Genomic DNA, 23,991 nt, shown 5'->3' with positions numbered 1-23,991 from the left:
TTTGGTATTATTTTATCCGTTATTGCATTTATTGTAGCTGATGAAATAGAAATTTGATAAAGCTCTTCAATATGTGATTTTATATCTTTATAGCTCATTCCAAGTGCATATAATGATAATATCTTCTCTTCTATTTCATCACTTATTGTTGTTTGATGTTTTTTTACTATTTGAGGCTCAAATCTACCTTCTCTATCTCTTGGGGTAGCAAGTTCAAATTCTCCAGATGTTGATTTAACTGTTTTCTTGTTATAACCGTTTCTTCTATTTCTTTTACCTTCTAAAACTTCATCTGCAATATGAGATTCAATCTCTGCTTCAAGTGCAGCTTCTACTAATTCTTTAATTAATGGAGCTAATACTCCATCTTTCCCACCTATCTTTTTACCTGCTAATAAATCTTTTACTGCTTTGTCAAAATTAAATTTCTCCATGTCAGTCCTGTCTACTGACACGGAATTGCTAACACTCTCGAAAAAAACTTTAAATATAATTTAAACCACTTTTCATTTAATATGATAAAAATTTTTTTTTTTTTTATTTTTCCCACATTAGGATGAAAAGCTTTTGTTGAAACAATTATTTTATCCCCTATTTTTAAATTTTTTGTTTCTTTTTTTGTTATAACAATTTCTGTTATTTGGTTACCTATGGAAATAACCGCAATATTTATAACATCATTTTTTTTAATATCTATTATTTCGCCTTCAAATGCAAATTTTGCCGAACCGCTGTGTTTTAACAAAACATCTTTTGTTTTTGAATTTTTAATTACTTTTCCTCCGCTTATTTCAATCACCCTGTTTGAGAGTTTATAAATTTCGCTTGGAGAATGGGAAACCATAATTGTTGTCAAATTAAATTTTTTATGTAAAATCAAAATTTCTTTTTGTAGATTTTTTCTCATAGCAGGATCAAGCGCTGAAAAAGGCTCATCCATCAATAAAATTTTAGGTTTTCTCATTAATGCCCTGATTAATGCAACCCTTTGTTTCTGACCGCCGCTTAGTGTATTTGGAAATCTTTTTTTAAGCTCTTTTAAATTGGTTATTTCAAGCAGATATTCAGCCAAATCATAATCTTTGTTTACATATAATAAATTTTCGATTACATTCATATTTGGAAAAAGTGCGTAATCCTGGAAAACAAATCCTATTTTTCTTTTCTGTGGAGGCAAAAAAATTTTTTCATCCTGCCAGACTTCATTATCCACAATAATTTTACTGCTGCTTTTTTCAAGTCCGGCAATAATTCTTAAAAGTGTTGTTTTTCCACTGCCGCTTTCACCCATTATTGCCAAAAATTCGCCTTTTTCAAGGTTAAATTCCGCATCTAAATCCATATTGCCGTTGCTTCCGTGAAGTTTTTTAAAAATGTTAAAATAATTCATATTTTCTCTTTTGCTTTTAATTCAAAATATTTACCAAATAATAAAACCAAAAAACTTATAACAAGCATTATGGCGCTGTAAAAATGAGCTGATTTATAATCCATCATTTCTACATAATCATATATTGCAACACTCGCAACCTCAGTTTTCCCGGGGATTGAACCACCCACCATCAATACAACCCCGAATTCCCCCACAGTATGGGCAAAAGTAATAATAACCGCAGTCATTATCGAACTTTTCATATTGGGTAAAATTATTCTAAATAGAGTTTCAATTTACCTTTTCCACTTAAAAAACTGGGCTCTATCAATTTTTTATCTATATTATCAAATCCATTTTGCAGAGGCTGAACCATAAACGGAAAAGAATATATACTGCTTGCGACAACAAGACCTTCAAATGTAAAAACAAGTTTTATATTAAAAATTTCATAAATTATTTTTCCTATAAAAGAATCCTGTGATAATAAAATAAGCAGATAAAACCCGAGCACTGAAGGAGGCAACACTATAGGAAGCGCACTTAACGCCTCTAAAACCGGTTTTATTTTTGATTTTGTATTTGAAAGAAAATAAGAAAAAGGAATACCTACACAAAGCAATATAACCGTTACTGAAAAAGCCAGCTTAAATGAAAGGAAAAAAGGTGTTAAATCAATCAACACTGACTCCTATTTCACTGGCCCTAATCATTAAATAAACCCTCTCTCCTACATTAATATTCAATTTTTCAAAAGATTGTTTTAAAACCAACACTTCTATTTCTTCATTGTTAAAATTACAATAAATATTTGTAAAAATTTCACCAATTTCAATATTTTTAACCACAGCCGCTAAATTATTTTCTATTGTACTTTTGCATTTTTCTTTTGACAAAGAGACCATTGTCGGTTTGAAAAATAGAAAAGCTTCATTTTTAATTTCAAAATTCATCTCAAGCATAACAACTTTTATTGTTTCATTAACACTTTTAAACGTTAATAAATTTATATTGTTTTTATTTTCAATATTGATTAATTCGGCCTTTATTTTATTCATTTACATTATACCCGTATTTTTTAAAAATATTTTTAGCTTCTTTTGAAAATAAAAAATTATAAAAACGAAGCCCTTTTTTATTTAACAGTACCGCCCCCTGATTGATAGAATTGTAATTGTGTGGCAATTCAATCCAATTTTTGTACATTTTTGTTTTTGGAGAAAAAAGAAGTGCTTTTGCCACAATTCCGGAATCTGTTGAATGAATGGCATAATTAAGTGCCGCCGAAACTGTTTCGGCATATACAAGTCTGTTTTTTATTTTTTTGTATAATCCAGTATTTTTTAAAAATTCGACAGCGGCTTTCCCGTAAGGCGCTGTTTTCGGATTTGCAATGGCAATGGAAGCAGAATTTAATATTATATCTTTATAACCACCTTTTAAAGGTTTCCTGCTAAAAAGGACTATTGCCCCTTTTGCATAAATTTTAGGTTTTGTTAATGTCAATCCTTTTTTATATAAAGCAAAAGGGTATTTCATATTGGCAGCTAAAAACACATCATAATTTGCCCCGTGCATTATCTGGGCAGTAAGTTTTCCGCTACTCGCCAAAATTAAATTAATTTTATCCTTGGGATAATGTTTATTGTAAGATTTTATGATTTCGGGCAGTGCGTAGGCATTTCCTGCGGCGGATGCAATATATATTTCATTTGCAGATAACAAAACACTTAAGAAAAAAATAATAAATTTTTTCATTTATAATCCTTTCAACAATTTTTAAATATAATGCAATTTTTATTCTAATATTGCACTTATTCGTTATATAATTTATCTAATTCCATTTCATTCATATGTTCTCTTCCCGCTTCAACATCATCTATAATTTTATTAAGCTCTGCATGCCTTTTAATCAAGGCATCAATATGAGGATTTTCAGCAGCTAATTTTTCCATTACAGGTATTAATTCCGGACAACATTCTTTAAACATATTTATCTCCTTTTTGTGAAATTATACCTAAAAAGGGCAGCAAGTTGGATTATCTTCTTCATCTTCTGGAAATTCTTCATAAAAATCATCATATTCTTCATCCAATTTTTCTTTGTTTTCCATGGGTTTGCATTCCGAACATTCCATTATTTCATATTCCTTATATTCATCTTTATTCAAAAAATTTTCAACTTCGTTAAACAAATGAAAATTAACATACTCAAAATTATTATTAAAACCGGTTTTAATTTCCATAAATTTGTCACACAAATCCGAATGAATTTCAATTTTTTTATTATCATTGTCTATTATAAGTTCATAAGCCATTTTACCCCTTTAAATGTATTTCATATTTTTTTTCAAAATCGTTTTTTACTTCTAATGTTAAATTTTTAAAATAAAATTTTCTCCAGTTTAAATTAATGCCTTTTGGAACAATAAAACTTCCCCTGTTGCCTGTTATATCCACTATCTCAATATCGGCTTTTAAAGGAAGTTTTATTTTTGTTGTTTTATTTATTCTGTAAAATTGATTATTTATTTTCAGTTTAACGCTTGGAAAAATCTCTTTTAAATAAATATTTTTAATATATTCATCTATATTTGATTTAATATTATATAAATTAAAAAATTCCCTCAGCATTACAAGATGGGTATAAACTTTATCCTTTAAACTCGGCAGTTGTTTGGAAGCTTCTATACAAAATGCCTTTACATTATGTTTTAAACACCAGCCGGTAAGTGCTTTTTTTTGTTCTTTATGAATATTACCGGTAAATGTTTTTGTGTTTATAATAGAAACTGGCCATTTTAAATATTTATTGACATTGTTTTTAACAAATTCAGCTTCTTTAAAAAGTTCAAAATTTTTATATCTAACTTCATCAATTACAACACTCTGTCCCCACGAATGCCTGTATTTTGAACTAAATCCGTATCCGTCATGCATAGAAATCAGTAAATCCGGTTTAAAATCGAGTATTGCCTCTTTAAGAAGTTCCACATAATAAAAATCAGGATCCTTTTTTGAAATATAATCAAATTTTCTGTTCATATCCCCGTTATATCCCCTTACATCCGCTAAAATTGAAGTAAAATTGCTTCTTGGAATAATTAAAACATCAGCTTTTATATCCATATCCACCAGTAAATCTGCAGCTTTGTAAGCCCCCATTTCATTGCCATGAATTCCGCCGATAATTAAAATTCTTTTGCCACTTCCTTTTTTATAAAAATACTCAAATGGTTTTTTAGGCAAAACAATATGATTATGGGATTTTGCAAAAGATAAAGTAGGAAGTATTAAAGAAGAAGCAATTAAAAATTTTCTTCTATCCACTTAAAAAACCTTTTTTTTATAATTATACATCAAATTTATATAATATTTTCTTATATTAATAATAATTTAAACTTATTAAGCTAAAGTTGCAAAAAATTTAAGGAGGCATAATGCAACAAATGATTTTACAGGAAAAATATCCGGTATTTGTATTGGATGTATATAAAGATGAAACACACTATAAAACTACCGATGAAATAATTAAATTTTTTAAAGAAAAAATTAATTCCCATCCTATATGTACATATATAGGAGAATTTGACCATTTTACCCATACAAAAAATCTTCCAAACGGAGAAATTGCAAAAGGTATTAAAGACTGCAAAATTATTATATTTTGTTTTGGAAATAAAATATTAAACGGAAAAATAACTGCCGTGAGGCCAAGAAGTATCGGTGTTACTGAATTTGAAGATAAGTTTGAAATAGCTTTTCTTGAAGCTCCCGCTTTAATCGCAAATGATGTAATGGAAGGATGGGTAAAAGATATTAAAGAGAATCTATAACCACTTTTACATCAGCCCCTTTTGCAAAATAAGGGGCTGTTGTAACTATTGAATCAACCCCTGTTTTTGCATACTCTTCCACATTATTAGTATTAATCCCTCCTGCACTTATGGGCAAGTTCTACTACTTGCTTAGTTGTCTCAATATCCACTTTATCAAGCTGAATAACATCCACTTCAATATCTATTAATTTTTTAGCCATTTCTAAATTATCAGCTTCAATTACCCATTTTTTTTCAATCGTTTTATGTTTTATTTTTTTAAATTCCTTAAAAAATTTATCCCAGCCTCCGAAAAGTTTTACATAATTATCAAAAACCAAAACCGTTTCATTTGTTGTAATTCTGTGGGGCATTGCGCCTCCGTCTATTATAGCGTTCAGGGCTATTTTTTTAGTAAAAGGAATTATTTTTCTTGTAGTTAAAATTTCAATATATGGGTTAATATTTTTTGCCTTTTTAACCATTTCATATGTGTAGGTAGATACGGAAAGCGCATATTCAAAAATATTTTGTGCAACTTTCCAAAGAATTAAAACATTTTCCCCCTCGGCTTCAAATATTTTACTGCCAGCAGTTAAAAATTTAGAATCTTTTTCTTTAAAATTTACTTTTAAATCAAGTTCCCTGCATAATAATTCAACTAATTTATTACCGGTAACAACAGCATCTTTTCTGGTAAAAAAAGTAATCTTGCCCAAACCCTCAATATTTAAAAGTTTGGAAGTCAAATCAAAATAAGGCATATCTTCACTGATAAGTCTTGCAATATCCTCTTTTGTATAATACATCTTTTTTCCTTATATACTTTTTTATATAACGTTGGATGAATTATACAATATTTAAAAATAAAAAAGCAAGCTATATCAATTGAAGATTGAAAATTAAAGGGGAAAACAAGGGATTTACCCTTGTCTTTCTTTAATAATTTCTGCTGCAACATTTTGAGGATACCATAGAATAGGTTCCCCTACCCTGAGTCATACTTCTAAGATCTGTTGAATACTCGAACATTTCAGCAAGCGGTTACAAACATTTAATTTTTGAAACAGCTTCAACCGGAGTTAAAACTTTAACTTTTGACTTTTTAAAGCCTTTTTTATCCCGAGTGACAATATAATCAATTCCGTTTAAATAAGCACTTGAATAAATAATACTATCTTCGAAATCATTAAAATCACTCTTAAGTGCACCAAGTATAGTATTTTTATTTACTTCACTTATTTCAAAAATTTTTAAAAGTTTATAAATAACTTCATTAGCAGTTCTTTTATTAATTGATTTTGCTATTAAATAATAAATCGTATCAATACTTGAAGCGCATAGATAACCTATTACTTTTTTATTCTCAATTGCACTAAATATTTTATATATTTCGTCAAAAAAAGGTTCTCTTTCAAGAAAAAAATCCAGTACAATATTTATATCTAAGAGCATTTTCATAAATATTTTTCCTCTAAATGTTTATAATAATTTTTTTCATCTAATTTTTTATTTTTTAATATTCCGGCTAATGAATTTGTAACAGGTGAAGATTCATTTTTTTCAAGTAATGATTTAAAAAATTCATTTACAATTGCAGATACACTTGTATTTTTTTCTTTTGCATATTTTTTTATTTTTTTAATTAATTCTTTATCACTGTAAAGCGTAATTTTAGCATTCATTTTACTACCTTATCGTATAGTTTCTTTAATATTATACGATAATTTTAATTAATTTTCAATGAACTATTTTGTGCATCATGAAAAATAAATCAAAGTAATACCAATTCTCAATTAGTTAGTTACTTTAAAAATATTTAAAATTCCCCTTATTTCAATACTTTTCATCATTTTCCATTGTCAATTGATATTAATTTTCTTTTAAATTTACAAACAATTTCTCTTTTAAATCCTCTCGATTTCCTTAACCACTCCTGTTATTTTATCGGACTAACTTATAAATTAGTGTCAAACACCTTTAATTATAAAAACAAAAAAACAAGGGATTTACCCTTGTCTTTCTTTAATAATTTCTGCTGCAACATTTTGAGGAACTTCTTCATAATGGTCAAATACCATTGAATAGGTTCCCCTACCCTGAGTCATACTTCTAAGGTCTGTTGAATATCCAAACATTTCTGCAAGAGGGATAAATGCTGTTACTTTTTTAATTCCATGGCTATCTTCCATAGAATTTACCTGGCCTCTTCTTCTATTTACATCCCCAATTACATCACCCATATATTCTTCCGGTACTTCAATTTCAACTTTCATAATCGGTTCAAGTATAACAGGATTTGCTTTTTTGGCACCTTCTTTAAATGCCATGCTTCCGGCAAGTTTAAACGCCATTTCGCTTGAGTCAACCTCATGGTAACTTCCGTCATAAAGTTCCACTTTAAAATCAACCACCGGGAATCCTGCCAAAATTCCGCCCTGAGATGCTTCTTGGATACCTTTGTCAACTGCAGGAATATATTCTCTTGGGATTACCCCACCTTTAATTAAATCAACAAATTCATAACCTTTACCAGGTTCTTGCGGAATAAGTCTTATAAATACATGCCCGTATTGACCTCTACCGCCTGATTGTTTTGCATATTTGTATTCTTGCTCGACTGTTTTTTTGAATGTTTCTCTGTATGCAACCTGAGGTTTACCTGTATTACATTCCACTTTAAATTCTCTTTTAAGCCTGTCTACAATAATTTCAAGATGCAGCTCACCCATACCTGAAATAATTGTCTGACCGCTCTCTTCATCGGTTGCAACTCTGAAACTCGGGTCTTCTTCTGCTAATTTTTGTAATGCAATAGCCATTTTTTCCTGGTCGGCTTTTGTTTTAGGCTCAACCGCAACTGAAATAACCGGGTCTGGGAATTCCATTTTTTCCAAAATAACGGGTCTGCTTTCATCGCATAAAGTATCACCTGTTAAAGTGTTTTTAAGACCTACTATTGCTCCGATTTCACCGCTGTAAAATTCACTGACTTCTTCTCTTTTATTAGAATGCATTCTAAGAAGTCTTCCGATTCTCTCTTTTTTGTTTTTAGTTGAGTTTAATACATAACTGCCTGCTTCAATTACACCTGAATAGAATCTTGTAAATGTTAGTTTACCGACAAACGGGTCAGTCATAATTTTAAATGCAAGTCCGCTGAAAGGTTGGTCATCACCAGGATTTATGCTTATTTCCTCACCTGTTTTAGGGTCAATTCCCTTAATCCATGTAACTTCTGTAGGAGAAGGCAGATAATCAATTACAGCGTCAAGCAACGGTTGAACACCTTTGTTTTTAAATGCGGTACCGCATAACATTGGAACAATTTCTATATTTAATGTGGCTTTTTTAATAGCCGCTTTAATTTCATCAGCAGTAATTTCTTCTCCGGCAAAATATTTTTCCATTAATGCTTCATCTGTTTCAGCAACTGATTCAATAAGTTTTTCCCTGTATTCCTCCGCTTTATCCCTAAGTTCAGCCGGAATGTCTTCAACTTCGTATTTACTTCCAAGTGCCGCTTCATCTTCCCATACAAGAGCTTTCATTTGAACTAAATCCACAACACCTTTAAAATTCTCTTCCGCCCCGATTGGAATTTGAATAGGAACCGGATTAGCTTTTAATCTTTCTTTTATCTGTTTTTCAACTTCATAGAAATTTGCCCCGATTCTGTCCATTTTATTAACAAATGCAATTCTTGGGACATGATATTTGTTTGCCTGTCTCCAAACTGTTTCACTTTGAGGCTGAACACCGCCGACGGCACAAAATACTGCAACCGCACCGTCAAGCACCCTCATACTTCTTTCGACTTCAATAGTAAAGTCAACGTGTCCCGGAGTATCGATAATGTTAATTTGATGTTCTTTCCAAAAACATGTTGTAGCAGCCGAAGTAATTGTAATACCTCTTTCTTTTTCCTGTTCCATCCAGTCCATAGTCGCTGCACCTTCGTGCACTTCACCTATTTTATGACTAACACCGGTATAATATAAAATTCTCTCCGTTGTTGTAGTTTTACCTGCGTCAATATGAGCAGCAATACCTATATTCCTAACTTTTTCGATAGGCGTTTTTCTTGGCATTTTATCTCCTTAAATTTTTTGAAATTATATCAGACTTTGAAGTTTGCAGATTAGAAGAAAGGAGAAGAAAATTCTCCATTTTCAATTTTCCATTTTCCATTAAATAATTACCATCTGTAATGAGCAAATGCTTTGTTTGCCTCTGCCATTCTGTGAGTGTCTTCTCTTTTCTTAAATGCCGCTCCTCTTTCGTTTGCCGCATCCCAAAGTTCGTTAGAAAGTCTTTCTACCATTGTTCTTTCATTTCTGTTTCTTGCAGCATCAACTATCCATCTGATAGAAAGTGTTTGTTGTCTTTCAGGTCTCACTTCCATAGGGACCTGGTATGTCGCCCCACCGACTCTTCTGCTTCTAACTTCCAAAAGCGGTTTTACATTTTCAATAGCTTTGAAAAATACATCTATTCCTTTTTCTTCACCTTTGCTATCCAATCTTTCAATAGCACCGTAAACTATTTTTTCGGCAATTGTTTTTTTACCGTCCCACATAATTTTATTAATAAATTTTGTAACTATTTCACTCTTAAATACCGGATCCGGCATTACCGCTCTTTTAGGCGCTCTTCTTCTTCTCATAAAATCTCCTTCTCTTCAGTTTTTTTTACCCATATACAGGGACTTACTCTACCAGCTTTGGCAGTGAGGAGGCAAATCAATGGACAATTAAACAATTAAAAATGGAATTTTACATTTTCCATTTTACATTTTCCATTAAAAATTCCTCCTACTATAACCAAAATGCAAATTAACCTAAACTACACAAAAATCAAAAATTATTTTTTACCGGCTTCTGCTTTTTTAGTACCGTATTTACTTCTTGAGTGTACTCTTCCCTTAACTCCGGCAGTATCCAACGCACCTCTTACGATGTGATATTTAACCCCAGGCAAGTCTTTTACCCTACCGCCTCTTACAAGCACAATGCTGTGTTCTTGCAGGTTATGACCTACACCGGGTATATAACTAATTACCTCATACCCGCTGGTAAGGCGAACTTTTGCAACTTTTCTAAGTGCAGAGTTCGGTTTTTTAGGAGTAGTCGTATATACTCTTGTACAAACCCCTCTTCTTTGAGGACAGCTTACAAGTGCAGGTGATTTTGATTTTTTAATAACTTGTTTTCTACCTTTTCTAACTAATTGGTTTATAGTAGGCATTCTTTTCCTTTAATCAGTTTTTTAGTGTGGAATTATACCAAAATAAAAGAAATTTATTAAATTTTTTTATTTATTATTTACTTAAAAAAAGGAAATTAAAATCCTTTAAAGAAATTTTGAATAGGCAAATTTTTTTCAATCTGTTTTTTTATCTCTTCTTTAGCCTTCCTTTTAATTTCTGCTTTTAAAAATTTACTTGCATCAATTTTTATAGATGGAGAAGTTAATTTACCTTTTAATTTAATATAAATTGGTCTTTTCATTATTTCTAAAAGAAGCTTTGAGTCTATATATTCTTTATCTAAATCTACAAAAGCTTTTTTAGAAGAAATGTGAGTCAGTCTGCTTTTCATATCCAAATCGCTTATTATTTTTTTATCATTTATAATAGAGTGAATAGTTGTTTTTTTATAAATTTCTCTTGTTAAATCAAAATGAGCCAGAGAATTTATTAAAAAGCTGAGCTTATTAGGTAAAAAGTGGCCGTCAATCAAATTAGCATCCAAAACGCCTTTTTTATTTAAAAGGTTATATTTCAAATCAATATTTGCGGTTGAATCAAAAATTTGAGGATACATAAGCATATCCATAAGTTTTACAACATATAGATTTTTTGCATTTAATGTAAAATCGTTGTTTAATAATTTATAATTTATACTTCCTCCGAGTGTTTTAGAGTTTCCTGTAATTAATAAATCTTTATCCTTTTTTATATTTCCAAATACCCTAATTTTACCTTTTAAATGTTTTTTTGTTGCAAAATAGAGTTTGTCTAAATTTGGAATATTTATTGAATAAGTGCTTGTAAATATATTTTTATTAATATTGTATTTTCCATCCGGCAAATTAGCATTAACAACATTTGAATTTAATTTTGTATTTATTAAAGCTATTGAATTTTTTATATTGACATTTGAATTTAGATTATATGAAATAGCAGCATTTGTAAAATTAAACTCTTTATACAACACATATTTATCTGTTTTCCCTTGTATATTGGCAATTATTTTTCCGTTTAAATCTTTGTTAAAATAAATTTTTCCATTTGAGTTAATATTTCCGTAACTGTATATCGGCTGATAAACCATATAAAGCAGTTTATTTATTTTAATATTATTCACTCTATAAATTAATTCTTTTTTACCCAAATTTGTTTGATAATCTATATTTCCGCCCGCTAAATATGCGATTCCTTTTACCAATAAATTGTCTGTTTTACCTTTTATGTTGCCTTCTGTTTTAAATTTTCCCCTTATTTTTTGATTTATAACAGGTGTTAAAACAGATAAATTATCGGCCAAAACAATATATTTGGAACTTAAATAATTGTTTTCAAATTTGCCGTTTATATTTGCCTTTAATAAATTGGAAACTAAATTGGCAAAAAAGTTTATTTTTTTATCTTTCATTAAAGCTTTTGCATTTAAATTAAGCGCAGTTTTTGGAAGTGTTAAATTATACTCTTTTTTCAATAAATTCCTGTTAACAGTTGCATTTTTAATATAAGCTTTTATATTCCCGTCCAAATTGTTAATATCAATACTGTTTAAAACAATGTTTGAATTTAATTTTCCGTCTATAAATTTAGGTTTATTAACTATATAAAGAAGGCTTGCTAAATCCAGATTTTTAATATCTGCCAAAATTTTTGAAACTTTTTTATTTTTAAGTTCAACAAAATAATTACTGTTACTTTTTGCAAAATTTGTGATTCCTTTTATTTTTATATCTTTGATATTTCCTTTAATGTTTCCACTTGTATCCACACTTCCTCTTAGTGGATAATTAACTATATTTTTTAAATTATTTAAATTATCAATATGAACATTGTAATTAATATTGAAATTCTGGGAAAAAAGTGAATAATTTCCTTTAATATTTGCTACCGAATTTTTTAAAAGTTTAATTTTTAAATCAATATTGCCAAAGCCAACCCTAAATTTATCAAAAGAAATTTTAACAGGGGATTTTGAATTAATCTGACTTTCAACGATAGGTTTTAAAAGCGCGTTTCCCGGAGGCGTAAATAAAAAAACTATAAAAGCTGCAAATATTACAATAACAGAAGAGAAAAAAATTAAAAATTTTTTCATATTTTCCCTTTTTGCTAATTATAGCAAAAATAAAATTATGAATTTTTAATTAAATATATAAATTTTCTTTCCTTAAAAGAAGGTATATTCATCTCCTGTCTGTATTTAACAATGGTTCTTCTTTGCATATTTATATTAAATTTCTTATTTACAAATTCAAGAATTTCCTTATCGCTTAAAGGTTTTTCCTGATTTTCATTTTCAATAAGATTTTTTACAAATTCTTTTATTTCAACAGTTGAAACATTGTTTATATTATTTGCAAAAAAATCTTTAAATGCAAATATACCCCATTCTGTCTGAATAAATTTATTCTTTATTGCCCTTGAAATTGTGGATTCGTTAAATCCTAATTCTTTGGCGACATCTTTTAACCTAAGTGGTTTTAAACTGCCGCCTACAAAAAAGCTATACTGTTTTTCGGTAATGATTAACGCAATATTATAAAGGGTTTTTTTTCTGAGATCCAGCATATTCACAAGTTCTTTCGCCTCTTTAAATTTCTTTTTCAGATAATTATTCGAATCGTTTACAAAATTTATTTTAACATCCGGATAAAACTGGCTGTTCATCATAATAACTAATTCACCTTTTTCAAAAAAAATATGCATATCCGGAACAATATGTTCTTTGTTTTTTTTAAATTCAACGGCAGGGGGATATTTTAAACGCTTTAAAATATCTTTTGCATCTTTAAAACGTGGATGGTTGATAAATTTGTCCATAGAACTGAAATTTTTAATTATATTACTTAAAAGCAGGCTGAGTTCATCATCTAAATCATATTCCACAAGCTGGAACAAAAAAGCCTCTTTAAAATTTTCTGCGCCTATTCCGCTAGGCTCCAAGTATTCAAAGCGCTGTCTTACAGATTCCACAAATGTAGGCGTAACATTGCAAATATTGGCAATTTCTTCTATATTTCCCTCAAAATAACCCTCTTTATTTATATTTAATATAATCTCTTTTGCAACTTTTTGGGATTTTTTTGTAGGGAATAAAGGCGGAATTATCTGTTCTTCCAAAATTTCATATAAATTTTTTTCATTTATGCTCAAAGCTTCTATAGAATCGGTTGAAGCGTTTGAAACACGGTTTACATATTCACTGTAAGCTTTTGGTGAAGTTTTGTTTGATATTTCAATACAGGGATTTTCATAAGATATGGTTCTTAAATGCTCATCGAGTTCTGTAACTGAACACTCAAGTATCGGAAGCCACATTTTCATAGAAAGGCGCGGCACCTGTTTTTGAGACAAACTCTGTTTTAGTTCCATAAAAACCCCATATAATATTTTTACAATATTATATGCAATTTTTGTTCTAAACGAAAACGGCTAAATTATCCGATTCAAAAAGAATCGGAACTAATACCTTATACGTACAAGTCCGTTCGGTTTAGCAATTTTCATCTGACATGCAAGTCTTGCTTTAGGGCTGTTTTCATTCAACATTTTCATAACAGCTTTTTCTTTTTCATTCATTTCACTTAAATACTCCATCCCTGTTTCAATATATACAACACAGGTTCCGCATTCTCCGTCTCTGCAACCAAAAGGTAAAGCGGAACCTGATGCTTCCACAATATCCTGGATAGTTTTACCAGGTTTAACATTTACAGCTAAAAAATCATTTACAATCTCTACTCTTGTTGTCATTTTTACTCCTTTTTTTTTATTCAAATGGTTTTACAAGTATGTCTGTTTGTATAATACACTGACATGCAAGTCTAATAGGTGTTTGTCTGTTATACTGCTGGGCTATTTCAGCCTCTTTTTTTGAAATGGCTCCCATTTCTATCAAAGTGTTAAGTTCTTTATCTTCCATATATACCGGAACGGCTTCCGGGTCATAACCCTCTTCATCCGGTTTTAATGTATCTTTTAATTTTAATTCTTCAATTTTCACGGCACAGCTTCCGCAGGTACCGTCTTCACATTCACTCGGTATTTTAACCCCGTTTAGTTTTGCAACTCTTAAAAGTAAATCACCTTTTTTTGCAAAAATCCTTTTATCCATTCCTTCACCGAATCCGCAAAAAATCACACTTACCATTTATTCTCCTTTTTTTTATTTATTTAAAACAGATTCATTTTATGTACTTTTACTTTGAATCTGTTTTTTCTCTTTTTTCGCACGGTGTTCTCTAATCCATTTTAATTCTTCTTCCACCTCATCATAAAAATCATCATCTTCCACCGCTTCAAGCTCATCTTCCCTGCATCCGAAAATTACGCCTTTTTCCAAAAAATGGACTTCATAAATTCTTATTACCTGTAAAAAATCCCCAATATGCTTAACATATCCCTCTTCCCCGGGTTCAATCAAAATGGCGTTTCTTTCATAAAAAGGGTTTGTTCCGTCATTTTTTATAGGGACTTTTATCCTGACCCTCTGACCTATTTTAAATTTGGGAAGTATTTCATCTTTTGTTGAAGATGAAATCAATCCTTCTTCAGCTACTGTTAATTTTTTCATAATTTACTCCTTTACACTGCTGCAGCTGCTTGCGCCAAGACAGAATCTACAAGGAGACGGCCTGCTGAATGTGTCCCAAATTTCCGCAGCACTCGGGGAATAACCGTTTTCAAAATTTTTATAAATATTATAAAAGGCAAATTTATAAAAATCCAGCTCTTTTTGCTCATTTTCAAACTCTTCTTTTTTTGATTTTTCAAGCATTTCACCGAATTTTTTTAAAATATGGAATCTTTTTACACTTACAAGATTTTTATCATATTCAATATCAAAAAAATCAAAATATTCCTCTATAGTTTTCAGTTTTTTAAACTCTTCAAGTTTACCCATAACCTCTCCTTAAAGATTCATCTCTTTTTTAATCTGTTCAGCCCATGCGGCCACTCTTTCTTCGGTCAAATCCGGCTGATTAATATCATCTATGGCCAAACCGCAAAATTTTCCGTCTTTCGCAGATGCCGAATACTCAAAATTATATCCATCAATCGGCCAGTAACCGTATTCACAATCGGCTCCAAGCTTTGTAAAAACTTCTTTAAGTTTTGCCAAAGCACTTACAAAATGTTCCCCGTGTGTAACCTGATCCCCGGCACCGAAGAAAGCGACTTTTTTACCGCTTAAATCCGGCATTTCATTTTCAAGCTCAAAAAGCGGGTCGACCCAGTCCCTTTGAGGGTCCCCCTGTCCCCAGGTTGAAGAGCCTAAAAGCAACACATCATATTCTTCAAACTGTTCAATGCCGTCAAAATCCTCTTCCATATTTATAAGTTCACTCTCTTCAAAAAATTCCTCAAGCATTTCTGCGGCATTTTGGGTAACTCCTCCGCTGCTTCCTACAAATATTCCAATTTTTGCCATTTTTAATCCTTGCATGGTTTATACTGTAAATATGTTTTATAGGCTTTATTTAACATTTTTTCCCCGTCTTCATATAGTTTTTCAAGAGTTCTATAACTAAAACGGTGCGCATCTTTAAAATATTTGTTAACCAAAACAATTTTATCCGCAATAACGACACATCTACCGAAACCTTCATGACTCATTTCCATAACAACATTACACATTACACCGGTTTTTCTCTCAAACAATAAGGCAAGGGCATTGAAAATCATTTTTATTTCATTTATCCAGATTTCATCAATATCCGCAATAATCGGAATATTTTTAAGTTCTTCTTTTGTTTTTACATATTTTTTTGTTAACAGTTCCTCATCGCTCATTTTAGACCAGCTTCCAAACTGATCAGAAGCTCTTAGCTGTCTTACAAGCTCTTTTTTAAAATCTTCTTTGTCAAATTTAATTTCTTTCATTATTACCCTTTTATTCATATTTCCAAAAATCAAGTCTCGGGTCTTTTTCAGTTTCAAAATGCATAATTTTTTTAATCCAAGGCGGGGGATTATTGTTTAACATATATACAAACTGATTTAACAGTTCTTCAATATCGTCTGTATATTTAACTTTTACCGGGGTAATGCCAGAAGAGATAACTTTTGCGGCATCACCGCCTATAATGCTTTTGCAATACATTATATTTACGCCTTTTAAAGCCGAAATTTTATATTCCGTTTTTTCCCCCTCAGGCAGATTGGAAGTATCTGTTTCAATAATTCCGCTTGTTGTATATCCCTCTTTTGTAATATCGTAAACAATAAATTTTTTTGCTCTTGAAAAATTTTGATTAACTTTTTTTATATCATCCGTTGCAAAGGCAACTTTTAATACATTTTTTTCATCTCCTTCTGAGATTACGTCTATTTTTACAGTTTTAGCCATGTGAAAGCTCCTTATTCAGTATGTTCGCAACTTCAAATAAAAAATATGCCCCGCCTTCATAAAGCTGGTCATTTTTTAACTGATTTCCAAATTCTTCATAATTTGGAAAACCTCTTACAATTAATTTTGCATTACTTCCTAAAGAGTGCAATATCCGTTCCCCGTGGAAATTACTGATTAACATATCACACTCATTTAAAAAACTTTCAGCATCTTCCAAATCACCCACCAAAGCATTCTCCGCTTTAATATCTTTTAACACATTTGATGGGGTAGTTGCTATTACAGCCTTTATTTTAGCCCCTACACTGTAAAGCAGTTCGCTTATTCCATAGCACATATCAGGTTCACCTGTAATGACAAATTTGTTATCGCTTATTACAAAATGGGTATCAAGCATAGCGTCTAAAAGCCTGCCTCTCCATTTTTTTATATGTTCAGACGGTTCTTTTTGAGAGATATTCATAAGAAATGCCACAAAATTGTCAGTTGCATTTAACCCTGTTAAACTGTTGAAATGTTTATGTTTAATTTTTGGATTTTTTTCTAAAAGAGCATCTGCAGCGATTTTCATTGATTCCCCTATTGTAACGACATAAGCCGAATCTGCTAAATTTTTAATATCATCTAAAGTAATGTCTCCGTTTCCGAGTTTCCCCTGTCCTTCTCTTAAACATCCGTCAAGCGAGGTGGAAATATCCGGAAGGGCATATGTTTCAAAACCGAAACTTTCGCAAAAACTTTTTATTTTTTCAATTTCAACAGGCTGCAGGGATACATTTGGCAAAAGCAACATCTTTTTATAATTAATCTCTTCTTTCACCTCTGTAAACTGTTCTATTAAAGATTTTGTGGCCAATGCCCATCCGCTTTCCATACCGCCTTCAAAATCGGGCGTGTTTACGTAACAGTAAGGTATGTCTATAAAATTTTTAACACTTTTTACATCATCTCCTTTTGTTTCCGTAAGCCCTGTTGTATGAAGGCCTATTAAATCGGGCTTAAATTTATATTTATTGATTATATTTTCCACAGCTTTTAATATTGTTTCATATCCGCCCTCAAGAACAGCGGTAATATCTATTACGGAAGTGTTGTACATAGCAATTGGTTCATTATAATGACTTGTCAGAAAAACTTTTGTAAATGAAGCACATCCTTTAGAACCGTGCATTAAAGGAAGGCAGTTTTTAACCCCCATAAATGCCAGAGCAGCACCCATAGGCTGGGAATGTTTTATAGGATTTACCTGAAGCGGTTTTTTTACTGTATTCATAATTCAACCTCCCAAGGTGCTTTTTTTGAGTAATTTTTAAATACCGGATTATCCAAAACATTGTCCAAATCTTTTGCTAAATTTAGAAGTCCCCCGTATCCTCCGTAAATTTTCTTTTTTTCCTGATTTACATTAATATAAGGTATTCCTTTTTTAAAAGCGGTATACAAACTTCTTCCCCCGCCTAAAAGAATGTCAGCGCCATATTCTTCCACTATTTTTATCTGCTCAGACGCCGGGGATTTCATTAAAATAATATCTTCTCCCAAAATTTCTTTTGCTTTTTTTATATCACTTTCAACAGATTTTGCAACAGAAGTGGCTATAACTTTAATTCCCAAATCCTTCAGAGCTGAAGCTATAGACCATGCTTTTTCACCTCCTGTATTTAAAACAGCTTTTTTTCCTCTGAATTTTTCAATATACGGTTTTAGCTTTTTATCGATTTTAGCTTCTTCGTTTTTTGTTACTTCAATAGCTTTTTCAACAAGTTCAGAATCTCCCAAAGCTTTGGCTATCTTAATAATGGAAGCAGATGTTTCACTTTTTCCGTAAAATGAGGCGGATATCCAGGGAATATCATATTTTTCTTTCATTTTCCTGCAAAGCGTTATTAAAGATTTTGAACAGTTTATTACGTTCAGTTTTGCCCTGTGGGCTGTTTTTATTTTTTCAATTCTCCCATCTCCGCTTAATGTGCTTAAAACCCTGATACCTATCTTTTCCAACACAGGGGTAATTTGCCACAAATCACCAGTAACATTATAATTTCCTATTATATTAATATCATAAGGGGTGGTATATTCAGGCTCTTTTGTGCCTATAAGATATTCCAACACATCTTCACCGGCAAGTCTTGAACCGAGATTTTTACTTCCGACAAAACCCGGTGCATGCACAGGCACTATTGGAATATTAAATTTTTCACTTTTTGTTTTACAAACTGAATCTATATTATCACCTATAAGAGCGGTTACACAGGTCTGGTATACAAAAATGGCCTCGGGAGAATATTTTTTCATAATATATTCAATGGATTCATCAAGCCTTTTATCACCTCCGAAAATTATGTCGTTTGTTGTAATACCTGTGGTAAAACCCATATATGTAAAATTCGCTTTTTTATATGAGCTCGGAGTCTGTCTTGTTTCCCACGAAGCGCCGAGGCATGTTTGGGGGCCGTGAACCAGATGCACCGCATCAGCAAACGGAAAAAGAGAAATCTGCGCACCTTCAAAAGCGCATCCTCCCGCTCCAAGACCGGGTTTAACTATATTACAGCCTTGTTTTTTATTTTTTGAATGCTCGCAGGCACTCTCATTTAATAATTCTTTTATTTTTTTTCTTCCAACCATATCAGCTCCTTTTAAAAGGATATGCATTTTTTATTCTAAATTGGGGAATTTATAAAAGAAAAATTATAAAAAGAACAAAAAAATTGGAAGGATTCCCGAAAAAGGGAAGATTATCTTATTAAATCGAAGAAGTAATCGGTTGTTGCTATGTCTTTTGTTTCTTCATCTAACCTATCAAGAACACCGTTTGCTATCCATGTTAACAGATTAAGGGCACCCTCATATCCGCTTATTGAATATCTGTGCAAATGATGTCTGTCGAATATAGGAAATCCTATTCTGATTAGTGGAATTCCAGTATCCCTGTAAAGCTCTTTTCCGTAAGAGTTACCAATCATAAAATCAACTGGTTCTGTGAAAAGAAGACTTCTCATATGCCATAAATCTTTTCCTGCCCATACATGTAAATCATCTTTTGCAGGAGAAGTGTCAAGCAGCGTTCTCATCTCTTCTTCCCATCCTTTAGGAGCGTTATTACATAATACATGTGTAGGTTCTGCACCCATTTCAAGTAAAAAGCTTACAACTCCGAGTAAAAAGTCAGGATCGCCCCAAATGGCAAATTTTTTACCGTGCATATACGGATAACTGTCCTGCATTGCATCCACAAGTCTTCCTCTTTGAAGTTTCAAAGATTCGGGAACCTCTTTACCTGTAAGTTCAGATATTTTCATTATAAAATCATCAGTGCCCTTAAGTCCTATAGGATTTGCAAAAACTCTTTCCTGTTTCCATCTTTTTGGAAGTTTCATTGTTTTTTTGGTTGCATATTTCTGCAATGAAATTGTGGCTTTTGAATTTCCACAGTCTTTTGCATCTTCAAGTTTAGTTCCGCCTACAAACATTTTATATTTACCGGCAGGTGAATCAAACTGGTCGGAATGGTCTCCTAAAATAATATAATCATAACCGAATTCATCAAGAATTTTCTTAATTTCCCTTATGCTTCCGACATAAGGCTCAAACCCGGGAATTATATTAATTCTCTCTTTTTTGTTTGTTTTATCAACATTTCCTTCTGTAAGCTGGCCTAAAATACCGTGCATCATATTGTCATATCCGGTAATATGGCTTCCTACAAATGAAGGTGTGTGTGCATAAGGAATAGGCATACCTTCAGGAATGAACTCTCCTTTGTCTTCTTCAATGGCTGTAGTAATAAACGCACCTAAATCATCACCTATAACTTCAGCCATACATGTTGTTGAAACAGCTATCATATCCGGTTTATAAAGTGCACAGCAGTTTTTAAGCCCTTCTTTCATATTACTTAGACCTCCGAAAACCGCCGCATCTTCTGTCATGGAATCACTCACACAAGGAGTCGGTTCTTTAAAATGTCTTGTAAAATAAGACCTGAAATACGCAACACACCCGTGGCTTCCATGCACATAAGGCATGGTTTTTTCAAATCCGAGTGCCGCCATTACAGCCCCTAACGGCTGACATGCTTTTGCCGGATTGATTGTAATGGCTTCCCTTGCAAAGTTTTTTTCTCTGTATTCCCAGGTTTTTGTCCATTCTGCAACTTCTTTTACCTTTTCAGGGTCGGTTGCCCCGGCTGCGCTTTCAAAATTTTTTTTATTTTTAAAAAGTTCCTGATATTCAGGTTTTAAAAACAGTTTTTGTCCGTCTACTATATTTTCTACATTTTGCATTTTTCTTCTCCTTTACTTTCCCACGGCGCATCATCTATTTTCCAAACAGGCGAATTAATAGCAAGGTCCATATTTGCTGCAAAAATTGCAAAACCGTCATATCCGTGATAAGGACCGCTGTAATCCCATGAGTGCATTTGTCTATATGGAAGCCCCATTTTTTGGAATACATATTTTTCTTTAATACCGGAACCTACAAGGTCAGGATGTAATTTTTTAACAAAAGCTTCAAATTCATACTCATTTACATCGTCGTAAATAATAGTGGAATTACTGATATCTTCTTTTGTTCTTTCATAATCGTCATCATGAGCAAATTCATAACCTGTCCCTATAACTTCCATTCCAAGGTCTTCATAAGCCCCGATAATGTGTCTTGGTCTGAGACCGCCCACAAAAAGCATTACTTTTTTACCCTCAAGTCTCGGTCTGTATTTTTCTATTACAGCATCAACCATCGGTTGATATTTTGCAATTACCTTTTCAGCATTTTCCTGAATTTTTTCATCAAAAAAAGATGCTATTTTTCTAAGGGATTTTGCTATGTTGGTCGGTCCGAACATATTAAACTCAGCCCATGGAACGCCGTATTCCCTTTCTATATGCCTTGCGATATAATTCATAGAACGATAACAGTGCACAAGAACAAGTTTTACTTTTGATGATTGATGCATCTCTTTCAAAGTTGCATCCCCGGTCCATTGTGAAACAACCCTCAGACCCATCTCTTCAAGTAAAATTCTGCTTGTCCAGCCGTCGCCTCCTATGTTGTAATCCCCGAGAATTGCTATATCATAAGGGCCTGGCTCTATTTCTTTACCGTAAGTCGGGACATTAGGATCAACTACATAATCTCTTATTACGTCATTTGCAATATGATGCCCCAAAGACTGAGAAACACCCCTAAACCCTTCGCAGCTTGTAGGAACGATTACTTTTCCTGTTTTTTTAGAATAAGTTTTTGATGTTGCCTGTATATCATCACCAATTAAACCAATTGGACATTCTGATTGAACGGTAATACCCCTGTTGAGAGGAAAAAGCTCATCAATTTCTTCAAAACATTTAGCAAGTTTTTTATCACCGCCGAAAACGATGTCTTTTTCCTGAAAATCAGAACTAAAGTTCATTGTTCCAAAAGTATCAACCCCGGTTGTTCCTATATAATAGTTTCTTCTTCCCGCACGGGAGTATTGACCGCATCCGATAGGTCCGTGTGAAATATGAATCATATCTTTTACAGGACCCCATACAACACCTTTACTTCCGGCATATGCACATCCTCTTTGGCTCATAACACCAGGAACCGTTTTTTTGTTGCTTCTTACATTTCCCGCCGTTTTTTGGCTTTCATCTTCCGGAGTAGCAACACCTAAATGTCTTGAGCGGTTTTTTGCCGCTTTTTTAGGATAAACACTCAATACTTCTTTTATTGCTTCTTCCTGTAATTCTTTCAATGTTTTTTCTGACATATTTTCTCCTTAAATTAAGACGCTTTTTTTACTCTGAAATGCTCCATAGAATCAAATTTTTTGCATAAATCCATAGTTTCATCGTCACTGTCAACCCTTTTTGAAATTTCACTCATCTGATACCTGTTTGTAAAAATCAGATATTTTTCTCCGTCTTTTTCAATATATTTGTCATCTTTCAAATAAGCTGCCAGTGCCTTGAAAAGAAACGTGTCTTTATTGCAGTAAACAATTTTTTCCACATCTCCGCCTCTTGGGCCCATTTCAAGTTCAATTGCATTAATGTCATCTATTCCGCCAATTGATTCAATAAATGCATCCAGTTTTTTTATTACTTCTTCATCCGGAATATTGTTTCCCATATCTGCTGGAAATTTTAAACCTATTATAAACATTTTCTCTCCTTTTTATTTTTTATAATACCGGCTCGGCTGATTTACCAACTTCATCTTCCAAAACATCCTCTTCAAGACCGAATTCCATTAATAAATCTTCCAAATCATCCATTTCAAGCGGTGTAGGAATAACTTTAAAATCATTTTCTATAATTTTTCTTGCAAGTTCTTTGTATTCCAAAGCCTGATCAGATGTAGGAGAATATTCAACAACTGTCATTCTTCTGAGTTCTGCATGTTGGACTATATTGTTTCTTGGAACAAAATGAATCATTTGAGTCCCTAATTCTTTAGCAAGTGCATTTGCCAAATCATATTCCCTGTCTGTCATTCTTGCATTACAAATAAGCCCCGCAAGTCTGACTCCACCTGTGTTTGCATATTTCAAAATACCTTTTGAAATGTTGTTAGCCGCATACATGGCCATCATTTCACCTGACATAACAATATAAATTTCCTGTGCTTTACCTTCACGAATAGGCATAGCAAAACCGCCGCAAACAACGTCCCCTAAAACATCGTAAGATACGAAATCCAAACCGTCCTCTTCATAAGCACCCTCTTCTTCAAGAAAGTTAATCGCTGTAATAACACCTCTTCCCGCACAACCGACACCAGGTTCAGGCCCTCCGGATTCCGCACAGTTAATCCATCCTCCCTTAGTATCCGGACTAAAAATTCCGGCTCCGTGTTTTAACACATCTTCAAGTTCCAAATCTTCAACTGTTCCAGCTTCAGCAGCAAGATGTAAAATAGTGTCCTGAGCTTTTTCGTGTAAAATAAGTCTTGTAGAATCCGCTTTAGGGTCACAACCGACTATCATTATATTTTTTCCAAAATAATAAGCCATAGAAGCCAATGCATTTTGAGAAGTAGTAGATTTACCGATTCCGCCTTTTCCGTAAAAGGCAATTTGTCTTAATTCAGCCATTTTATCTCCTTAATTTTTATTTTCATTTTTTATAGTGCATAATGCATTCCATCTTTTTTTGTTAAAAAACCGGAAAAAAATACAAAATATTGACAAAAAGAAACAAAAGAGAAACAAATT

General features: G+C 32.2%; 30 protein-coding genes and 2 pseudogenes. 1 reads left to right on the top strand and 31 read right to left on the bottom strand.

What is annotated here, in order from left to right; translation table 11 throughout:
- From DZ65_RS0108490 to DZ65_RS0108455, 8 genes and pseudogenes are all read right to left on the bottom strand, one after another.
- Nucleotides 1-434 (bottom strand): transposase (locus tag DZ65_RS0108490; RefSeq protein ID WP_024791565.1); only part of this gene is annotated, 434 nt, incomplete at its 3' end.
- Between the two features lie 11 nt (nt 435-445).
- Nucleotides 446-1,390 (bottom strand): ABC transporter ATP-binding protein, encoded by a 945-nt coding sequence (locus DZ65_RS0108485; RefSeq protein WP_024791564.1) that lies wholly within the window; start codon nt 1,388-1,390, stop codon nt 446-448.
- A pseudogene (gene modB / locus DZ65_RS10175) lies at nt 1,387-2,057 on the bottom strand (molybdate ABC transporter permease subunit). Before modB ends, DZ65_RS0108485 begins: the two are co-directional and overlap by 4 nt.
- The gene (locus DZ65_RS0108475) at nt 2,047-2,430 is read right to left on the bottom strand and encodes a TOBE domain-containing protein (RefSeq protein WP_024791563.1); all 384 of its coding nucleotides are present in this window, start codon (nt 2,428-2,430) and stop codon (nt 2,047-2,049) included. The pseudogene modB and the gene DZ65_RS0108475 overlap by 11 nt, the downstream one beginning before the upstream one ends.
- On the bottom strand, nt 2,423-3,130 hold the full coding sequence (modA, locus tag DZ65_RS0108470; protein ID WP_024791562.1) for a molybdate ABC transporter substrate-binding protein: 708 nt from the start codon (nt 3,128-3,130) through the stop codon (nt 2,423-2,425). The genes DZ65_RS0108475 and modA overlap by 8 nt, the downstream gene beginning before the upstream one ends.
- Before the next feature lie 56 nt (nt 3,131-3,186).
- Nucleotides 3,187-3,363, bottom strand: a complete 177-nt coding sequence (locus DZ65_RS10820) for a hypothetical protein (protein ID WP_173391320.1) — start codon at nt 3,361-3,363, stop codon at nt 3,187-3,189.
- Between the two features lie 27 nt (nt 3,364-3,390).
- Complete coding sequence (locus tag DZ65_RS0108460) at nt 3,391-3,690, bottom strand: hypothetical protein (protein ID WP_024791561.1); 300 nt, start codon at nt 3,688-3,690, stop codon at nt 3,391-3,393.
- Between the two features lies 1 nt (nt 3,691).
- Nucleotides 3,692-4,702, bottom strand: a complete 1,011-nt coding sequence (locus DZ65_RS0108455) for a M99 family carboxypeptidase catalytic domain-containing protein (protein WP_024791032.1) — start codon at nt 4,700-4,702, stop codon at nt 3,692-3,694.
- 110 nt (nt 4,703-4,812) lie between these two features.
- Here DZ65_RS0108455 and DZ65_RS0108450 point away from each other — a divergent pair, with 110 nt between their 5' ends.
- Nucleotides 4,813-5,208, top strand: a complete 396-nt coding sequence (locus tag DZ65_RS0108450) for a DUF6858 family protein (RefSeq protein ID WP_024791031.1) — start codon at nt 4,813-4,815, stop codon at nt 5,206-5,208.
- On the opposite strand, the gene DZ65_RS11370 is transcribed toward DZ65_RS0108450, so the two are convergent.
- The 23 genes and pseudogenes from DZ65_RS11370 to nifH form a co-directional block, all read right to left on the bottom strand.
- Complete coding sequence (locus DZ65_RS11370; RefSeq protein ID WP_255327389.1) at nt 5,192-5,326, bottom strand: hypothetical protein; 135 nt, start codon at nt 5,324-5,326, stop codon at nt 5,192-5,194. The two genes, DZ65_RS0108450 and DZ65_RS11370, sit on opposite strands and share 17 nt — an antisense overlap.
- Nucleotides 5,301-5,999 (bottom strand): ModD protein, encoded by a 699-nt coding sequence (locus DZ65_RS10170; RefSeq protein ID WP_051433550.1) that lies wholly within the window; start codon nt 5,997-5,999, stop codon nt 5,301-5,303. The genes DZ65_RS11370 and DZ65_RS10170 overlap by 26 nt, the downstream gene beginning before the upstream one ends.
- A 114-nt stretch (nt 6,000-6,113) precedes the next feature.
- Nucleotides 6,114-6,234: pseudogene (locus DZ65_RS11555) on the bottom strand (hypothetical protein); the annotation flags it as partial.
- Nucleotides 6,235-6,651: a PIN domain-containing protein gene (locus tag DZ65_RS0108440; protein WP_024791560.1), complete on the bottom strand. Its 417-nt coding sequence runs from the start codon at nt 6,649-6,651 to the stop codon at nt 6,235-6,237. It lies immediately after the preceding pseudogene.
- A complete protein-coding gene (locus DZ65_RS0108435) occupies nt 6,648-6,875 on the bottom strand; it encodes a DUF6364 family protein (RefSeq protein WP_024791030.1) in 228 nt (75 codons plus the stop codon). Before DZ65_RS0108435 ends, DZ65_RS0108440 begins: the two co-directional genes overlap by 4 nt.
- A 324-nt stretch (nt 6,876-7,199) precedes the next feature.
- Nucleotides 7,200-9,281 (bottom strand): elongation factor G, encoded by a 2,082-nt coding sequence (fusA, locus tag DZ65_RS0108430; protein WP_024791559.1) that lies wholly within the window; start codon nt 9,279-9,281, stop codon nt 7,200-7,202.
- 107 nt (nt 9,282-9,388) lie between these two features.
- A complete protein-coding gene (rpsG, locus tag DZ65_RS0108425) occupies nt 9,389-9,856 on the bottom strand; it encodes a 30S ribosomal protein S7 (RefSeq protein WP_024788192.1) in 468 nt (155 codons plus the stop codon).
- Between the two features lie 197 nt (nt 9,857-10,053).
- Nucleotides 10,054-10,437 (bottom strand): 30S ribosomal protein S12, encoded by a 384-nt coding sequence (gene rpsL / locus DZ65_RS0108420; protein ID WP_024788191.1) that lies wholly within the window; start codon nt 10,435-10,437, stop codon nt 10,054-10,056.
- A gap of 95 nt (nt 10,438-10,532) precedes the next feature.
- Nucleotides 10,533-12,530 (bottom strand): hypothetical protein, encoded by a 1,998-nt coding sequence (locus tag DZ65_RS0108415; protein ID WP_024791558.1) that lies wholly within the window; start codon nt 12,528-12,530, stop codon nt 10,533-10,535.
- A gap of 35 nt (nt 12,531-12,565) precedes the next feature.
- The gene (gene rpoN / locus DZ65_RS0108410) at nt 12,566-13,807 is read right to left on the bottom strand and encodes an RNA polymerase factor sigma-54 (RefSeq protein WP_024788188.1); all 1,242 of its coding nucleotides are present in this window, start codon (nt 13,805-13,807) and stop codon (nt 12,566-12,568) included.
- A 90-nt stretch (nt 13,808-13,897) separates the two neighbouring features.
- The gene (locus DZ65_RS0108405) at nt 13,898-14,188 is read right to left on the bottom strand and encodes a 2Fe-2S iron-sulfur cluster binding domain-containing protein (RefSeq protein WP_024791557.1); all 291 of its coding nucleotides are present in this window, start codon (nt 14,186-14,188) and stop codon (nt 13,898-13,900) included.
- Nucleotides 14,189-14,204: 16 nt separating this feature from the next.
- The gene (locus DZ65_RS0108400) at nt 14,205-14,585 is read right to left on the bottom strand and encodes a 2Fe-2S iron-sulfur cluster-binding protein (protein ID WP_024788186.1); all 381 of its coding nucleotides are present in this window, start codon (nt 14,583-14,585) and stop codon (nt 14,205-14,207) included.
- A 39-nt stretch (nt 14,586-14,624) separates the two neighbouring features.
- Nucleotides 14,625-15,008 carry a nitrogen fixation protein NifZ gene (locus tag DZ65_RS10165; RefSeq protein WP_024791556.1) on the bottom strand — a complete coding sequence of 128 codons (384 nt, stop codon included), beginning with the start codon at nt 15,006-15,008 and terminating at the stop codon, nt 14,625-14,627.
- A 3-nt stretch (nt 15,009-15,011) separates the two neighbouring features.
- The gene (locus tag DZ65_RS10160) at nt 15,012-15,338 is read right to left on the bottom strand and encodes a nitrogenase-stabilizing/protective protein NifW (protein ID WP_024788184.1); all 327 of its coding nucleotides are present in this window, start codon (nt 15,336-15,338) and stop codon (nt 15,012-15,014) included.
- A gap of 9 nt (nt 15,339-15,347) precedes the next feature.
- Nucleotides 15,348-15,866: a flavodoxin gene (locus DZ65_RS0108385; RefSeq protein WP_024788183.1), complete on the bottom strand. Its 519-nt coding sequence runs from the start codon at nt 15,864-15,866 to the stop codon at nt 15,348-15,350.
- A 2-nt stretch (nt 15,867-15,868) separates the two neighbouring features.
- On the bottom strand, nt 15,869-16,318 hold the full coding sequence (locus DZ65_RS0108380; protein ID WP_024788182.1) for a NifX-associated nitrogen fixation protein: 450 nt from the start codon (nt 16,316-16,318) through the stop codon (nt 15,869-15,871).
- Nucleotides 16,319-16,328: 10 nt separating this feature from the next.
- Complete coding sequence (locus DZ65_RS0108375) at nt 16,329-16,784, bottom strand: NifB/NifX family molybdenum-iron cluster-binding protein (protein ID WP_024788181.1); 456 nt, start codon at nt 16,782-16,784, stop codon at nt 16,329-16,331.
- On the bottom strand, nt 16,777-18,060 hold the full coding sequence (nifN, locus tag DZ65_RS0108370; RefSeq protein ID WP_024788180.1) for a nitrogenase iron-molybdenum cofactor biosynthesis protein NifN: 1,284 nt from the start codon (nt 18,058-18,060) through the stop codon (nt 16,777-16,779). Before nifN ends, DZ65_RS0108375 begins: the two co-directional genes overlap by 8 nt.
- On the bottom strand, nt 18,057-19,415 hold the full coding sequence (nifE, locus tag DZ65_RS0108365) for a nitrogenase iron-molybdenum cofactor biosynthesis protein NifE (protein ID WP_024788179.1): 1,359 nt from the start codon (nt 19,413-19,415) through the stop codon (nt 18,057-18,059). The genes nifN and nifE overlap by 4 nt, the downstream gene beginning before the upstream one ends.
- Nucleotides 19,416-19,525: 110 nt before the next feature.
- Nucleotides 19,526-21,073 (bottom strand): nitrogenase molybdenum-iron protein subunit beta, encoded by a 1,548-nt coding sequence (gene nifK, locus DZ65_RS0108360; RefSeq protein ID WP_024791555.1) that lies wholly within the window; start codon nt 21,071-21,073, stop codon nt 19,526-19,528.
- Complete coding sequence (nifD, locus tag DZ65_RS0108355; protein WP_024791554.1) at nt 21,061-22,545, bottom strand: nitrogenase molybdenum-iron protein alpha chain; 1,485 nt, start codon at nt 22,543-22,545, stop codon at nt 21,061-21,063. The genes nifK and nifD overlap by 13 nt, the downstream gene beginning before the upstream one ends.
- Nucleotides 22,546-22,559: 14 nt before the next feature.
- Entirely contained in the window at nt 22,560-22,940 is a 381-nt protein-coding gene (locus DZ65_RS0108350) for a hypothetical protein (protein ID WP_024788177.1), read from the bottom strand.
- Nucleotides 22,941-22,959: 19 nt separating this feature from the next.
- A complete protein-coding gene (gene nifH, locus DZ65_RS0108345; protein WP_024791553.1) occupies nt 22,960-23,871 on the bottom strand; it encodes a nitrogenase iron protein in 912 nt (303 codons plus the stop codon).
- Nucleotides 23,872-23,991 lie beyond the last annotated feature (120 nt).

Source organism: Lebetimonas sp. JS032 (assembly GCF_000523315.1).
Lineage (GTDB): Bacteria > Campylobacterota > Campylobacteria > Campylobacterales > Nautiliaceae > Lebetimonas.
Note: the sequence above shows the minus strand (reverse complement) of the source record. Positions and strands in the feature narration are given on the sequence as shown.

Coding starts and splice junctions, on each gene's coding strand:
- DZ65_RS0108485 (WP_024791564.1), bottom strand. CDS start 1,390: ATGAATTATTTTAACATTTTTAAAAAACTTCACGGAAGCAACGGCAAT.
- DZ65_RS0108475 (WP_024791563.1), bottom strand. CDS start 2,430: ATGAATAAAATAAAGGCCGAATTAATCAATATTGAAAATAAAAACAAT.
- modA (WP_024791562.1), bottom strand. CDS start 3,130: ATGAAAAAATTTATTATTTTTTTCTTAAGTGTTTTGTTATCTGCAAAT.
- DZ65_RS10820 (WP_173391320.1), bottom strand. CDS start 3,363: ATGTTTAAAGAATGTTGTCCGGAATTAATACCTGTAATGGAAAAATTA.
- DZ65_RS0108460 (WP_024791561.1), bottom strand. CDS start 3,690: ATGGCTTATGAACTTATAATAGACAATGATAATAAAAAAATTGAAATT.
- DZ65_RS0108450 (WP_024791031.1), top strand. CDS start 4,813: ATGCAACAAATGATTTTACAGGAAAAATATCCGGTATTTGTATTGGAT.
- DZ65_RS10170 (WP_051433550.1), bottom strand. CDS start 5,999: ATGTATTATACAAAAGAGGATATTGCAAGACTTATCAGTGAAGATATG.
- DZ65_RS0108440 (WP_024791560.1), bottom strand. CDS start 6,651: ATGAAAATGCTCTTAGATATAAATATTGTACTGGATTTTTTTCTTGAA.
- DZ65_RS0108435 (WP_024791030.1), bottom strand. CDS start 6,875: ATGAATGCTAAAATTACGCTTTACAGTGATAAAGAATTAATTAAAAAA.
- fusA (WP_024791559.1), bottom strand. CDS start 9,281: ATGCCAAGAAAAACGCCTATCGAAAAAGTTAGGAATATAGGTATTGCT.
- rpsG (WP_024788192.1), bottom strand. CDS start 9,856: ATGAGAAGAAGAAGAGCGCCTAAAAGAGCGGTAATGCCGGATCCGGTA.
- rpsL (WP_024788191.1), bottom strand. CDS start 10,437: ATGCCTACTATAAACCAATTAGTTAGAAAAGGTAGAAAACAAGTTATT.
- DZ65_RS0108415 (WP_024791558.1), bottom strand. CDS start 12,530: ATGAAAAAATTTTTAATTTTTTTCTCTTCTGTTATTGTAATATTTGCA.
- rpoN (WP_024788188.1), bottom strand. CDS start 13,807: ATGGAACTAAAACAGAGTTTGTCTCAAAAACAGGTGCCGCGCCTTTCT.
- DZ65_RS0108405 (WP_024791557.1), bottom strand. CDS start 14,188: ATGACAACAAGAGTAGAGATTGTAAATGATTTTTTAGCTGTAAATGTT.
- DZ65_RS0108400 (WP_024788186.1), bottom strand. CDS start 14,585: ATGGTAAGTGTGATTTTTTGCGGATTCGGTGAAGGAATGGATAAAAGG.
- DZ65_RS10165 (WP_024791556.1), bottom strand. CDS start 15,008: ATGAAAAAATTAACAGTAGCTGAAGAAGGATTGATTTCATCTTCAACA.
- DZ65_RS10160 (WP_024788184.1), bottom strand. CDS start 15,338: ATGGGTAAACTTGAAGAGTTTAAAAAACTGAAAACTATAGAGGAATAT.
- DZ65_RS0108385 (WP_024788183.1), bottom strand. CDS start 15,866: ATGGCAAAAATTGGAATATTTGTAGGAAGCAGCGGAGGAGTTACCCAA.
- DZ65_RS0108380 (WP_024788182.1), bottom strand. CDS start 16,318: ATGAAAGAAATTAAATTTGACAAAGAAGATTTTAAAAAAGAGCTTGTA.
- DZ65_RS0108375 (WP_024788181.1), bottom strand. CDS start 16,784: ATGGCTAAAACTGTAAAAATAGACGTAATCTCAGAAGGAGATGAAAAA.
- nifN (WP_024788180.1), bottom strand. CDS start 18,060: ATGAATACAGTAAAAAAACCGCTTCAGGTAAATCCTATAAAACATTCC.
- nifE (WP_024788179.1), bottom strand. CDS start 19,415: ATGGTTGGAAGAAAAAAAATAAAAGAATTATTAAATGAGAGTGCCTGC.
- nifK (WP_024791555.1), bottom strand. CDS start 21,073: ATGCAAAATGTAGAAAATATAGTAGACGGACAAAAACTGTTTTTAAAA.
- nifD (WP_024791554.1), bottom strand. CDS start 22,545: ATGTCAGAAAAAACATTGAAAGAATTACAGGAAGAAGCAATAAAAGAA.
- DZ65_RS0108350 (WP_024788177.1), bottom strand. CDS start 22,940: ATGTTTATAATAGGTTTAAAATTTCCAGCAGATATGGGAAACAATATT.
- nifH (WP_024791553.1), bottom strand. CDS start 23,871: ATGGCTGAATTAAGACAAATTGCCTTTTACGGAAAAGGCGGAATCGGT.